The sequence below is a fragment of the Streptomyces sp. NBC_00258 genome (assembly GCF_036182465.1).
Taxonomy (GTDB): Bacteria; Actinomycetota; Actinomycetes; order Streptomycetales; family Streptomycetaceae; genus Streptomyces.
Genome location: NZ_CP108081.1, coordinates 4,025,828 through 4,040,015, shown reverse-complemented (window position 1 = coordinate 4,040,015; position 14,188 = coordinate 4,025,828). Strand labels below are relative to the sequence as shown.

Here is a 14,188-nt window from a genome sequence, read left to right as displayed (position 1 = left end):
CCGAATCCTCACCGCCATCCCAAGGGCCGGAAGCGACCGGTTCAGACCTTTACACCTCCGAGGAATGTTGGAATCGGCTCTTGTGCACCCCCAGGTGTTCACTTAACCTCGCAGCAACATCGAAGCGCTTCGACTCTCGTCGATAGTCGAAGATGTCGCCCCCGGAGGGTGCGCATACCTCCGAGGTCCGCTTCGGCTCAGCCAGTTCCACTCAGACACCGCAGCCGACGGCCCCACCGCCGGGTGTCCTGCTGTGCGCCATGAAGGGTTGACGCAATGACGCCGAACTCCGCCACTTCCGCTCCCAGTCGGAGAAGTTTCCTCGGCTCCACGGCGGTCGCAGCCGCCGCGGTGGCCGGCGGGATGCCGCTTCTCGCCGCGTGCGGCGGGTCCGGCGGCGGCTCCAAGGACGGCACGACCTCGGGCAAGGACGCGCAGAAGATCCTTCCCGCCTTCGTGGCGCAGAACGTGGTGACTCCGGACATCGCGTCGAAGAACGGCTCCTCGGTCGGTTTCACCGGCAAGCTCGTCCTGGGCGACCTGAAGACCTCGGTGCCGCAGAAGCTCGGCAAGGGCAGCACCATCAAGATCATGTCGCCGTTCTGGGGCTCGCCGCCGAAGGGCGGCAATCCCTACTACTCGACGATGAACACGACGATCGGCGCCAACGTCGTCTGGCAGAACCAGGACGGCAACACGTACGACGAGAAGCTGGGCGCGGTTCTCGCCTCCAGTGACATGCCGGACGTCGTGGTGATCCCCAGCTGGAACATGGGCGGCAAGATACCCAGCGCCATCATCAGCAAGATGGCGGACCTCGGCCCGTACCTCTCGGGCGACAAGGTCAAGGAGTATCCGAACCTCGCGGCCATCCCGACCGAGGCCTGGCAGTTCTCCATCTTCGGCGGCAAGCTGCGCGGCCTGCCCATGCCCGCCGCCACGCCTCCCGGCATCGTGCCCTTCTACCGCAAGGACGTCTTCGACAAGGAGGGGTACGAGGTCCCCACCTCCGCCGACGAGTTCCTGGCCCTCGCCAAGGAGATCACCAACGCCAAGGCGAAGGTGTGGGCCTGTGACGACATGAAGTGGAGTGCCTTCAACTTCTTCGGCGTGCTGTCCGGAAGCGAGAAGTCGCTCGGCTGGAACCTCGTCGACGGCAAGCTGATCTACCGGGTCGAGACCGACGAGTACCTCGAAGCGCTGGAGTGGACGCGCAAGCTGTACTCCGCGGGTGTCGTCCACCCCGATGCCAGGGCGGCGAACCAGGGCACCGCGGGTCAGCGTTTCAGCGACGGCCAGGTCCTGATGTACAACCAGAACATCGCGGACTGGTGGGGCAAGATGGCCGAACAGGCCACCCAGGACAAGGGCTTCCGCATCGCCGGCATGGACATCTTCGGCCATGACGGGGGCGACCCCCAGCTGTGGGCCGCATCGCCCGCCGGCATCTTTGCCTTCATCAACAAGAAGGCGTCCAAGGCCGTGATCCACGACGTGCTGGCCGCCGCGAACGTCACCGCCGCCCCGTACGGCACCAAGGAGTACATGCTCACCAACTACGGGGTGGAGGGCACGCACTACACCGTCAAGGACGGCGTTCCCACCAAGAACGACAAGGGCAACCAGGAGGTCCTGAACGCCTTCGTCATGCTGGCGAGCCCCGCCTCGACCATCGCGCACCCCGACTTCCCGGACATCGCGAAGGAACAGGTGGAGTGGCAGCAGCGGATGGGCGCCTTCACCAAGAAGTCCTCCTTCTTCGGGCTCCAGATCACCGAACCGGCCCGCTACACCAGCCTCTCCAACGACTTCGAGGACCTGGAGGACAGCGTCGTCCGCGGCCGCAAGAAGGTCAGCGACATGCAGCAGGCGGTGTCGGAGTGGAAGAGCCAGGGCGGCGACAAGCTGCGGGACTGGTACAAGAAGCTGCTGGACGACAGCGGATCCGCGCAGGGGTGACGAGGTGGCACACAGCACCACTCCGGGCGCCGCCTCGCGCACCGCGCCGTCGACGACGGACGACACCGCCGAACCCTCCGCCGGAGGGGGCAGATCCACCAAAGCCGCCAAGCCCGCGAAGCCCTCCGGGGTCTCCAGAGCCGAGAAGAAGGCCCTGAGGAAGGCCGCGAACGGCGGCACCCTCAGGACCCGCCTCAAGCGGGACCGCACGCTGATCCTGATGACCCTGCCTGCCGTCCTGCTGGTGCTGGTCTTCAACTACATACCGATCCTGGGCAACGTCGTCGCCTTCCAGGAGTACGACCCGTACATCAGCGACAACGGCTTCGTCGCCATCTTCCACAGCCCCTGGGTCGGCTTCGAGCAGTTCTCGCGGATCTTCGAGGACTCGGCGTTCTGGGACGCCGTCCAGAACACCTTCGTCCTGTTCTCCCTCCAACTGCTGCTCTTCTTCCCGATCCCGATCGTGCTGGCGCTGCTCATCAACAGCGTGATCAGGCCCCGGGTGCGGGCGGTGTCGCAGGCGATCCTCTACCTGCCGCACTTCTTCTCCTGGGTGCTGGTCATCACCGTCTTCCAGCAGATCTTCGGCGGCGCCGGCATCATCGCGCAGACGCTGCGCCAGCACGGCTACGAGGGCTTCGACCTCATGACCGACCCGGGGATCTTCAAGTTCCTGGTGACGGCGGAGGGCGTCTGGAAGGACGCCGGCTGGGGAATCATCGTCTTCCTCGCGGCGCTGGCCTCCGTCAGTCCCGACCTGTACGAGGCCTCGGCGATGGACGGGGCCGGCCGGTGGCGCCGGATGTGGCACGTCACGCTGCCCGCGCTGCGTCCGGTGATCGCCCTGCTCCTGGTGCTGCGTGTCGGTGACGCGCTCACGGTCGGCTTCGAACAGATCCTGCTGCAGCGGGACGCGGTGGGGCCGGGGGCGGCGGAGGTCCTCGACACCTTCGTGTGGTGGAACGGCGTCCGCAACCAGGACTTCAGTTACGCGGCGGCGGCGGGCCTGATCAAGGGTGTGGTCAGTCTCGGCCTCGTCCTCGCCGCGAACAAGGTCGCCCATCTCATGGGCGAGCAGGGGGTGTACAAGAAGTGAGCGCTGTCACCGAGGAACGGCCGAAGGCCCCCGGCCCGAAGGCTTCCGGACGCTGGGCCGCACCGCCGAGGCCCGTCTGGGAGGAGGAGCCCAACAAGGCCGGGATCGCGAGCAAGGGCCTCGTCCTGGCCATCGCATGCTTCGCCGTGCTGTTCCCGCTGTGGATCGTCGTCGTCACCAGTCTGTCCTCGAAGCAGGACATCAGTGAGGCCGGCGGCCTGGTGGTGATCCCCAAGGGCATCACCTTCATCGCCTACCAGGAGCTGCTGAGCGGCGGCCAGGTCACCCGCGCCACCCTCGTCAGCCTGGGCGTCACGCTCGTCGGCACGGTGTTCTCGATGACGGTGTCCATCCTCTCCGCGTACGGGCTCTCCCGCGTCGGGTCGGTCGGGCACCGGTGGTTCCTGATGATCCTGCTCGCGACGATGTTCTTCGGCGCCGGCCTCATCCCCACGTATCTGCTCGTGCAGTCCCTGGGGCTGACGGACACGTACCTGGCGCTGATCCTGCCGAGCGCGATCAGTGTCTTCAACATCCTGGTCCTGCGGGCGTTCTTCATGAGCATCTCGCCGGAGCTCACCGACAGCGCGCGGATCGACGGGGCGGGGGACTGGCGGATCCTCTGGCAGATCGTGATGCCGCTCTCCCGTGCCGTCATCGCGGTGATCACGCTGTTCTACGCCGTCGGCTACTGGAGCGCCTGGTTCAACGCGTCGATCTACCTGAGCGACCAGGACATGATGCCGCTGCAGAACGTCATGATCCAGCTCGTCCAGAAGCAGGAGCCCCCGGTCGGTATGAGCCAGGCCATCAAGACGGGCCAGCTCTCCGCGCTCGCCGTCCAGATGGCGGTCATGGTGCTGGCCCTGCTGCCCGTCGCGTTCCTCTCGCCCTTCGTCCAGAAGCACTTCAAGAAGGGCATGCTGACCGGCGCCGTCAAGGGGTGACTCGCGTCCCCCTTCTGGCTTGGTCTGGGAATTGTTCGGTTGTTTGTCGGCTGCGGGGCCGCCGTGGCTGATCGCGCAGTTCTCCGCGCCCCTTGAGAGGCGCCCGTCCACTCCTCATTTCGAAGTTCTCCCTTTCCTGGAACGAGGTATGTCATGCGCACGTCCCGCCTGAGCAGACGCGCCGTCCTTGCCGGGACCGCTGCCACGGTTGCCCTCACCACTGTTTCCGCCGGCTCCAGCCCGGCGCTGGCGGCCCCGGCCGCTGACACGGACGCGTCCGCCTACCGCTGGCGCAACGTCGTCATCGGCGGGACCGGCTTCGTCACCGGTGTTCTCTTCCATCCGTCCGTACGGGGTCTCGCCTATGCCCGTACCGACATCGGTGGCGCCTACCGCTGGGACGACCGTGCCGCCCGTTGGACCCCGCTCACCGACCACCTCGGGTGGGACGACTGGAACCTGCTCGGTGTGGAGGCGATCGCCGTCGACCCGGCGCACCCGAACCGCGTCTACCTCTCCCTCGGTACGTACGCCCAGTCCTGGGCCGGCAACGGCGCGGTACTGCGTTCCGAGGACCGGGGCGCCACCTGGAAGCGCTCGGACCTGGGTGTGAAGCTCGGTGCCAACGAGGACGGCCGGGGTGCGGGGGAGCGCCTGCTGGTCGACCCGCGTGACAGCGACACCCTGTGGCTGGGCACGCGGCACGACGGACTGTTGAAGTCCACCGACCGCGGGGCCACCTGGGCGGCCGTGACCGGCTTCCCGGCGCAGGCGAGCGCTTCCGGGCAGGGCGTCATGTTCCTCGTCGCCGTCGGGCGGGCCGTCTATGCCGGCTGGGGCGACGGCGACGGCACCTCGGGCACGGCGAACCTGTACCGCACGGCCGACGGGACGGCGTGGGAGGCCGTTCCCGGGCAGCCGTCCGGCACGTCCGTCAAGGTCCCGGTCCGGGCCGCCTACGACCGGCACACGCGTGAGCTGTACGTGACGTACGCCAACGCGCCAGGACCCAACGGCCAGTCCGACGGCAGCGTGCACAAGCTGCGCACCGCGACCGGCAAGTGGGCCGACGTGACCCCCGTGAAGCCGGGCGGAACGACGGCCGACGGATCCGCCGACACCTTCGGCTACGGCGGAGTCGCCGTGGACGCCCGCTGCCCGGGCACCCTCGCCGTCTCCACCAACAACCGCTGGGCCGACGTCGACACCGTGTACCGCACCACGAACGGCGGCCGTACCTGGACGTCCCTCAAGGACGCTGCCGTGTTCGACGTGTCCGAGACTCCTTTCCTCAAGTGGGGTGCCGACAAGCCGAAGTTCGGCTGGTGGATCCAGGCGCTCGCCGTGGACCCGTACGACTCGAAGCACATCGTGTACGGGACCGGGGCCACCCTCTACGGCACCCGTGACCTGAAGCGGTGGGCGCCGCAGATCCGGGGCCTGGAGGAGACGGCCGTGCGCCAGCTGATCTCGCCCCCGGTCGGGGAGGCGCACCTGCTGAGCGGGCTCGGGGACATCGGCGTGATGTACCACGAGCGGCTCACGGCGTCGCCGGCGCGCGGCATGGCGGCGAACCCCGTGTTCGGGTCGGCGACGGGACTCGCACAGGCCGCGGCCAGGCCGTCGTACGTGGTCCGGGCGGGCTGGGGCGACAACGGCAACGGCGCCTGCTCGAACGACGGAGGCAGGACCTGGGCGCCCTTCGAGGCCCAGCCCGACATCGCCAAGGACGCACCGGGGCCGATCGCCACCAACGCCGACGGCAGCGCGCTGCTGTGGTCCTTCGTGCACTGGGACGGCACGAAGTACGCAGCCCACCGGTCCACCGACAACGGCGCGACCTGGTCCGAGATCTCCTCCTTCCCGAAGGGCGCCACGCCGGTCGCCGACCCGGCCGACCCGACGCTCTTCTACGCGTACGACACCGACACAGGAACGCTACTCGCCAGCACTGACAGTGGCCTAACCTTCACCGAGCGTGCAGGCGGACTGCCCTCCGGGGACGCCCAGTTCAAGCTCGTCGCCGCGCCCGGGCGGAGCGGTGACCTGTGGCTCTCCGCCAAATGGAACGGGCTCTACCGGTCCACCGACGGCGGGGCGAGCTTCTCGAAGGTGGCCAGCTGCTGGGCCTCGTACACCCTCGGTTTCGGCAGAGCCGCCGACGGGGCGGACTATCCCGCGATCTACCAGGTCGGGTCGACGGACACCATCACCGCCGTCTACCGCTCCGACGACGAGGCGAAGACCTGGACGCGGATCAACGACGACGCCCATCAGTGGGGCTGGACCGGCGAGGTCGTCGTCGGGGACCCGCGCGTGTACGGCCGGGTGTATCTGGCGACGAACGGTCGCGGCATCCAGTACGGGGAGCCCGTCCGATGACCGGGCGCGAAGGGCACGCGCGCCCCGGTCTCGCGGACGCCACCCGCGGCCGGATCCTCTTCGGCGGCGACTACAACCCCGAGCAGTGGCCCGAGGAGACCTGGCACGAGGACGTACGCCTCATGAAGGCGGCCGGCGTCAACTCCGTCACGCTCGGTGTCTTCTCGTGGGCGAAGCTCGAACCCCAGCCGGGGGCAAGGGAGTTCGGCTGGCTGGACCGGCTGATGGACCTCATGCACGAGAGCGGCATCGGGGCCGTCCTCGCCACGCCGACCACCTCGCCCCCGCCCTGGATGGGCCGCCTCCACCCGGACACCCTGCCCCGCGACGAGGACGGCCGCACCGAGTGGTGGGGCGGCCGCCAGCACTTCTCGCACTCCAGCGCCACCTACCGCCGCTACGCCGCCGCGATCACCGAGGATCTGGCCGCCCGCTACGGCAGCCACCCAGCCCTCACGATGTGGCACATCAACAACGAGTACTGCACCTACGACTGGGGCGACGAGGCCGCCGCCACCTTCCGCCACTGGCTCCGGGACAGGTACGGCACGCTCGACTCCCTCAACACCGCCTGGGGAACGGCCTTCTGGAGCCAGGGCTACGGCGACTGGGAGGAGATCCTGCCGCCGCGGCACGCCCACTACATGAAGAACCCCAGCCAGGTCCTCGACTTCAAGCGCTACACCTCCGACATGCTCCTGGAGTGTTACGTCGCCGAGCGCGACATCGTCCGACGGCACTCCCCGCACCTCCCGGTGACCACCAACTTCATGCCGATGTGGGTCGGTCAGGACGCCTGGAAGTGGGCGGACGAGGAGGACGTCGTCTCCGTCGACATCTATCCCGACCCGCGCGACCCCTTCGGCGCCCAGAACGGCGCGCTCATCCAGGACATGACCCGCTCCCAGGCCCGTGGGCCGTGGATGCTGATGGAACAGGCCGCGGGGCCCGTGAACTGGCGGGGCGTCAACCACCCCAAGCCGCGCGGCCTCAACCGCCTGTGGTCCCTCCAGGCCGTCGCCCGGGGCGCCGACGCCGTCTGCTACTTCCAGTGGCGGCAGTCCCGCCAGGGTGCGGAGAAGTTCCACTCCGGCATGGTCAGCCACGCGGGGGAGCAGGGCCGCATCTACCAGGAGGTCAAGCAGCTCGGAGCCGAACTCGCCCGAATCGGCGCTGAAGTGACGGGCGGTCACTCGACCTCGGACGTCGCGATCCTCCACGAATGGAACGCCTGGTGGGCCGGTGCGCAGGAGGGCCGTCTCTCCTCCGAGGTCGACCATCCGCAGGTCGTGCGCGCCTGGCACCGCGCCCTGTGGGAGGCCCACATCACCACGGACTTCGCGCACCCGGAGCACGACCTGTCCGCGTACCGGCTGGTCGTCGTGCCGCAGCTCTACCTGCTCACCGACGCGGCGATCGACAACCTCGTCGCGTACGTCCGCGGCGGCGGCACCCTCGTCAGCGGCTTCCTCACCGGGGTCGCCGACGAGGACGACCGGGTGCGGCCCGGCGGAATGGACGAGCGGCTGCGGGAGCTCTTCGGTATCCGCACCCTGCACGAGTGGTGGCCGCTGGACGCGGGGGAGACCGCCGAATGCGAGGGATTCCGGGGCACGTTGTGGTCCGAGGAGATCGAGGCCGAGGAGGGTGCGGTCGCGGAGGCCCGCTACAAGGGCGACGAACTCGACGGGCTCCCGGCGGTATTGCGCAAGGAGCGTGTCTGGTACGTCTCCACGCTGCCCGAACCCGCCGCGCTGCGCGAGCTGTTGGCGGGCGTGGCGACCGGCGCCGGCGTGCGGCCGGTGCTCGACGGGCTGCCCCCACAGGTCGAGGCCGTCCGCCGGGGAGACGTGCTCTTCGTGCTCAACCACGGGCGCGAGGCGGTGACCGTGCAGGTGCCGGGGACTTACCGGGACCTGCTGAACGGTCAACAGGTCACAGGGTCGCTGGAGTTGGAGCGCCTTGGAGCGGCGGTGCTCTCGCCGTGAGCGCCGACGCCTCGCCCTCCGCTTCGACCTCTTCCTCGCCGCACGGCACCTGGGAGCCGCGCCCGGCCGCCCGCTGGGAGGACGCCTTCCTCAGCGGCAACGGCCGTCATGGCGCCATGGTGTTCGGCGATCCGGACGACGACCGTGTCATCGTCACGCACCACACCCTGGTCCGCCCCAACGGTGGCGAGCACGCCAGGCCCCCGGAGCTGGCGGACCAACTGGCCGCGCTCCAGGACAGGTTGCTCGCCGGGGACCTGGCCGCGGCCGAGGAGTTCACGGACGGGCGCCCGCTGCAGTGGGTGCAGCCCTTCCATCCCGCCTTCCAGGTGCGGCTGCGCCGGCCCGCCGACGGGGAGCGCGGTTACCGCCGCTCGGTCGACTTCACCACGGGCGTCGCCGAGGCGGCCTGCACGGGCTGGAGCAGCCGCGTCTTCGTCTCACGCGCGGACGACGTGATCGTCCAGCACGTGACCTCCCCGGGCCTCACCGCGGACATCGCGCTGGACCACCGGCTCCCCGGAGCTCCCGCAGGTCTGAGGGTCAGCGACGGGGTGATCCTCACCCCCGAGGGCGCCGTGCTCACCCTGCGTGCCCGCTATCCCGGCAGCGACCGCGCGTACACCGGAGTGACGCTGGCGGTGGTCACCGGAGGCCGTACGACGCTGACCCCGCCCGGCATCCGCGTGGCCGGGGCGGAGTCGGTCCTGCTGCTGACCCGGGTGCGGCGGCACACCGGGGAACTGGACACGGTGGCGGAGGCGCAGGCTCTGCGCGAACTGTTGCCGGACGGCGGCGGCGAGGAACCGTACGGCAGCCTCCTGGAGAGTCACCTGGAGCTCCACCGAACCGCATACAGCCGCGTCTCCCTCGCCCTGGACGCCGACGAGGCCGAACGCGCCCTTCCCGGCTCGGAGTTGCTCAAGCGGCCCAAGAGCCCCGCACTGCTCGAACGGCTCTTCGCGGCGGGCCGCTACCATCTGCTGTCCGCCGCCGGGATGCTGCCGCCGAGGCTCACCGGGCTGTGGACCGGCGACTGGGACACGGCGTGGTCCGGGGCGTTCACCACGGACGCCAACCTCAATCTGCAGACCGCGTCGGCCGTCGCGTGCGCGCTGCCCGAGGTCGTCGAGGCCCACGCGGCCCTGATCCACGGGCAGTTGCCGCACTGGCGGGACAACGCCCGGGCCGTCTTCGGCGCCCGAGGCATCGTCGCCCCACCGCACACGGACGGCGAGTCCGGGCACACGTACCACTTCAGCCGCGAATACCCCCTGCACCTGTGGACCGCGGGTGCCGACTGGCTCCTCGAACCGCTTGTCGACCACGACGAGACACGCGGGGAGCACGACCCCCGGTTGAAGGGTGCGCTCGCCGAACTCGCCCTGTTCTACGAGGACTTCCTCACCCGTACCGACGAGCACGGCCAACTCGTCGTCGTCCCCTCCTATTCGCCCGAGAACCGCCCGGCGAACGGGAGCTGGGGCGCCGTCAACGCCGCCATGGACCTCTCGGCGGCCCGGCACGCCCTGCTCACGGCGGCCGCGTACCACCCGGGACCGGACGCCGACCGCTGGCGCGCGCTCGCCGAGCGGCTGCCCCCGCATCGCGTCAACGACGACGGAGCGCTCGCCGAATGGGCGTGGCCCGGCCTCGACGACACGTACGACCACCGGCACCTCAGCCATCTGTACGGCGTGTGGCCGCTCGACGAGATCAACCCGTACGACACCCCGGATCTCGCGGCCGCCGCGCACCGGGCGCTCGAACTGAGGGGCGCCGAGAACGACTCCGCGCACGGCCATCTGCACCACGCGCTCGTCGCGGCCCGGCTGCGCGACGGCGAGCGGGTCGCGCACGCGCTCGGCCAGGTGCTGGAGGGCGAATTCTTCCACGCCTCCCTCATGAGCGCGCACTATCCCCGCCGCGACGTCTACAACGCGGACGCCGCCCACACCCTCCCCGCCGTGATCGTCGAGACGCTGATCCAGTCGACCGCCGACCGGCTGGTCGTCCTGCCCGCCCTGCCCGCCGCGTTCCCGAAGGGCGAACTGCGGGGCGTACGGACGAGGTTCGGCGCCGAGGTCGACCTCGGCTGGAGCCCGGCGGGGGCCCGCGCGGTGGTACGGCCCACCCGCAGCCGACGCGTCGACCTCAGGACTTCCTCCGGAGCGCGACCGCTCCACCTGCGAGCCGGAGAAGACTGCGTCCTCACCCTGGGGCCGCAGTAGATCCACAGCAGAACGACCACCCCCACATCCCCCCACCCATGGAAGGGACACCATGGCAACACGCACGCTGACCCGGATCACCAAGGCACTCCTGGCCCCCGCGCTTGCGCTCGGCGCCACCATCGGCCTCGCCTCCGCCCCCGCCTCGGCGGCCGTGTGGAACTCCTGCGACCAGTGGGGCAACACCAGCCTCAACGGCTACACGCTCTACAACAACATCTGGGGCTCCGGCGCCGGCAGCCAGTGCGTCTGGGCCAACTCCGGTACCAACTGGGGTGTCTGGGCCAACCACCCCAACACCGGCGGCATCAAGTCGTACCCGAACTCGAAGAAGGTGGTCAACAAGACGATCACCTCGCTCGGTTCGCTCAGCAGCAGCTACAACGTCACCGTCCCGTCCTCGGGCGCGTACAACACCTCGTACGACATCTGGGACACCGACTACGACTACGAGATCATGCTCTGGGTCAACTACAACGGAGCCGTCGGTCCGCTCGGCACCTCCCAGGGCAACGTCACCCTCGGCGGCCACACCTGGACCGTCTACAAGGGCAACAACGGTGCCAACGAGGTCTTCTCGTTCCTGCGCACCTCGGACTCGAACTCCGGCACCGTCAACGTCCTGCCGATCCTCAAGTGGATCAAGGACACCAAGGGCTGGATGGGCAACGAGACCATCGGCGACGTGCAGTTCGGCTTCGAGATCACCTCGTCGTCCGGCGGCCTGGACTTCACGACCAACAACCTGACCGTTTCCAGCAGTTGAGCCCCGCCGTCACCGGCAGGTGACCGTACGTCCGGGTCGGCGCCGTCCCCCAGGCGGAGCCGGCCCGGGCTGCTCCTACCGCTGCGACGTCGTCTCCCTCACCCACGGCAGCAGCGTCCGCTCCGCGAGCACCAGGGCATAGAACAGCGCCACGCTCATCACGCCGAGCAGGGCGATCGCGGCGAACGCCAGCGCGGTGTCGGAGTTCGCCCCGGACTGTACGACGACGAAGCCGAGCCCCTCGTCTCCGGCGCTGAACTCACCGATGACCGCGCCGACGGCCGACAGCGGCATGGCGACCTTCAGTCCCACGAAGATCTGCGGCAGCGCGCTCGGGAACCGGAACCTGAGGAACGTCTGGGTGCGCGACGCGCGCAACGACCGTGCCAGCTCCACGAGTTCGACCGGTGTCGAGGTGAGCCCGCCCGCGACCGACAGCACGACGGGGAAGAAGCAGACGAGCAGCGCCATGACGACCTTCGGCTGCTGCCCGAACCCCATCCACACCACCAGCAGCGGGGCCAGCGCCACCTTGGGCACCGCGTTGAACGCCACCAGGAGCGGCGAGAACATCAGCTCCACGATCCGCGACGCCGCGATCGCCACCCCGATCACCAGCCCCGCCGCCACGGCCAGCACGAAGCCCAGCACGATGACGACGAGCGTGGTGACCGCCTCGCCCAGCAGATAGCCGGGCACACGGAGGAAGGCGTCCAGCACGTCCGCGGGCGACGGCAGGATGATCTCCGGTACGTCGAACACGACCACGGCGAGCGCCCAGGCCCCGATCGCGGCGGCCAGCCCGAGCACGGGCCAGCCGAACTCCATCACCCGCCTGAGCACTTCAGGACTTCGGCACCAGATCGAAGGAGACCAGCTGCTCGGGCGTCAGACCGGACTTGACCGCCCCGGCGTCCACCAGAGCCTTGATCGCCCCGGCCACCCGCTCCCGGTCCATCGTGCCGATCGGCGCCCCGTCGTCCTTGGGCTGTACTGCCTCGCCGACCAGCTCGATCTCCGCGGTGGCGGCCTTCTCGTTCACGGTCGGGTGCTTCTTCGCCAACAGCTCGGCCGCTTCCTCCGGGTGGTCGATCGCGTAGCGCATGCCCTTGAACAGCGCCGATGTGAAGCGCCTGACCAGGTCGGGGTCCTCCTCGGCGATCTTCGTGGTGGTCGTGATGGCCGAGCCGTAGCTCTCGGTCAGGAACTTGCCGAACGGCAGGACCACGACGTCCTTGCCCTTGACGGCGTTCTCGATGTTCGGGCGGCCCACCCGGTACTGGCCGACCGCGTCGACCTTGCCGGCCGCGAGGTTGACCCCGAGCTGCTGGGGTTCGAGATTGACGAAGTCGACCTTGTCGGCGTCGAATCCGGCGAGCTTCGCGTACGCCGGGAAGAGGGCCCCGATGACCGAACCGGCCGGGTCCGCGATCTTCTTGCCCTCCAGGTCCGCGGGCTTGCTGATGCCGCTGTCCGCCAGCGCCATCACGGCGGCGTCCGTGGTCTGGTGGACGGCCGCGACCGCCGTCACGCCGGACACCTTGCCGCCGCCGACCTGCATGATCGTGCTGCTGAGGTCGACGGGCGCGAACTGCGCCCGCCCGCCGGCCAGCGCGGCCAGGCTGATGGCGCTGCCCTGCCCCGGCTGGATGGTGACCGAGACGCCCGCGTCGCTGAAGTAGCCCTTGTCCTGGGCGACATAGGCGTACGCCTCGCGCCCGAAGGTGCCGAAACCGGTGATGTAGGTGACCTTGTCGGGCGCGGAACCGCCGGAGGCCCCGGCCTTGCCATCGTTGTCGTCGTCGGAGCCGCAGGCCGTGGAGAGTGCCGCCGTCAGCAGGACAGCCAGGAGCGCGGCGGGTAACCGCGTATTCCGTCTCATGGCTCCCAAGTGGAGCTGTTGAGGCGGAAGTTGTCGATACCGCAGACCTGGTTGTCATGTAACAAACATCGACCGAGGTGGTTGATCACGGATTGCGCCGCCCTATCCTCGGCCGTACCGCTACCGCTCAAGGTGAACCGGTGATGGAGGGCGGCCCGTGATCCGAGTGCGCGGCGTGTCGAAGAGCTTCAACGGCCGCAGAGGGACCGTGGAGGCCCTGCGCGGAATCGAACTGGACGTCGGGGACGGTGAGTTCGTGGCGGTCCTGGGCCGCTCCGGCTGCGGAAAGTCCACCCTGCTGCGGGTGATCGCCGGACTGCTCCCGGCCTCCTCGGGCGAGGTACGGATCGCGGACGAGCCCGTACGGGAACCGCGCCGGGACGTCGCCATCCTCTTCCAGCGCCCGGCCCTGCTCCCCTGGCGTTCGGTGCTCGACAACGTCCTGCTGCCCATCCAGGTGCACGGCCGGCCGCGTCCCGAACACCGTGAAGCCGCAAGGCAGTTGCTGACCACCGTCGGCCTGGACTCCCCCTTCCACAAACGCCTGCCGCACGAGCTGTCCGGTGGCATGCAGCAACGCGTGGCGCTGTGCCGCTCACTGATCCAGCGGCCGCGCGTGATGCTGATGGACGAGCCCTTCTCGGCCCTGGACGCCCTGACCCGCGAGGAGTTGTGCGAGGTGCTGCAGCGTGTGCACATGGAGTACGCCGCCACGGTCGTCCTCGTCACCCACTCCATCGAGGAGGCGGTCCTGCTCGCCGACCGGGTCGTGGTGCTCAGCCCCCGCCCCGGCCAGGTCCGCACGGTCCTCGACGTCCCTGTACCTCGCCCCCGCTCCCTGGGCCACGACACGCACGCCACCGAACTCGCCCGCTGCCGGGCCGAGTTGCACGACCTGCTGCTGGCCAGCCACATGACGGGAGTGTGAGCGGGG

The 14,188-nt window shown here is 69.4% G+C and carries 10 protein-coding genes; 8 read left to right on the top strand and 2 right to left on the bottom strand.

Annotated features, from left to right (window positions below):
- Positions 1-276: 276 nt before the first annotated feature.
- The 7 genes from OG718_RS17855 (at position 277) to OG718_RS17825 (ending at position 11,372) form a co-directional block, all read left to right on the top strand.
- Complete coding sequence (locus OG718_RS17855) at positions 277-1,959, top strand: extracellular solute-binding protein (RefSeq protein ID WP_143640725.1); 1,683 nt, start codon at positions 277-279, stop codon at positions 1,957-1,959.
- A gap of 4 nt (positions 1,960-1,963) precedes the next feature.
- Positions 1,964-3,058: an ABC transporter permease gene (locus OG718_RS17850; RefSeq protein ID WP_143640726.1), complete on the top strand. Its 1,095-nt coding sequence runs from the start codon at positions 1,964-1,966 to the stop codon at positions 3,056-3,058.
- Positions 3,055-4,005: a carbohydrate ABC transporter permease gene (locus tag OG718_RS17845; protein WP_328844578.1), complete on the top strand. Its 951-nt coding sequence runs from the start codon at positions 3,055-3,057 to the stop codon at positions 4,003-4,005. Before OG718_RS17850 ends, OG718_RS17845 begins: the two co-directional genes overlap by 4 nt.
- 153 nt (positions 4,006-4,158) lie before the next feature.
- Entirely contained in the window at positions 4,159-6,387 is a 2,229-nt protein-coding gene (locus OG718_RS17840) for a 1,4-beta-glucanase (RefSeq protein WP_143640728.1), read from the top strand.
- Positions 6,384-8,375 carry a beta-galactosidase gene (locus OG718_RS17835; protein WP_328844577.1) on the top strand — a complete coding sequence of 664 codons (1,992 nt, stop codon included), beginning with the start codon at positions 6,384-6,386 and terminating at the stop codon, positions 8,373-8,375. The genes OG718_RS17840 and OG718_RS17835 overlap by 4 nt, the downstream gene beginning before the upstream one ends.
- Positions 8,372-10,606 carry a glycosyl hydrolase family 95 catalytic domain-containing protein gene (locus OG718_RS17830; RefSeq protein ID WP_328844576.1) on the top strand — a complete coding sequence of 745 codons (2,235 nt, stop codon included), beginning with the start codon at positions 8,372-8,374 and terminating at the stop codon, positions 10,604-10,606. The genes OG718_RS17835 and OG718_RS17830 overlap by 4 nt, the downstream gene beginning before the upstream one ends.
- A 52-nt stretch (positions 10,607-10,658) precedes the next feature.
- Complete coding sequence (locus OG718_RS17825; RefSeq protein WP_143640731.1) at positions 10,659-11,372, top strand: glycoside hydrolase family 12 protein; 714 nt, start codon at positions 10,659-10,661, stop codon at positions 11,370-11,372.
- Positions 11,373-11,447: 75 nt separating this feature from the next.
- Here the strand turns inward: OG718_RS17825 and OG718_RS17820 are convergent, their stop codons facing one another.
- The gene (locus OG718_RS17820) at positions 11,448-12,215 is read right to left on the bottom strand and encodes an ABC transporter permease (protein WP_260695456.1); all 768 of its coding nucleotides are present in this window, start codon (positions 12,213-12,215) and stop codon (positions 11,448-11,450) included.
- A 1-nt stretch (position 12,216) separates the two neighbouring features.
- Positions 12,217-13,254, bottom strand: coding sequence for an ABC transporter substrate-binding protein (locus tag OG718_RS17815; RefSeq protein ID WP_143640732.1), 1,038 nt, complete (start codon positions 13,252-13,254; stop codon positions 12,217-12,219).
- A 157-nt stretch (positions 13,255-13,411) separates the two neighbouring features.
- On the opposite strand from OG718_RS17815, the gene OG718_RS17810 reads away from it, so the two are divergent.
- On the top strand, positions 13,412-14,182 hold the full coding sequence (locus OG718_RS17810) for an ABC transporter ATP-binding protein (protein WP_328844575.1): 771 nt from the start codon (positions 13,412-13,414) through the stop codon (positions 14,180-14,182).
- Positions 14,183-14,188: the final 6 nt, after the last annotated feature.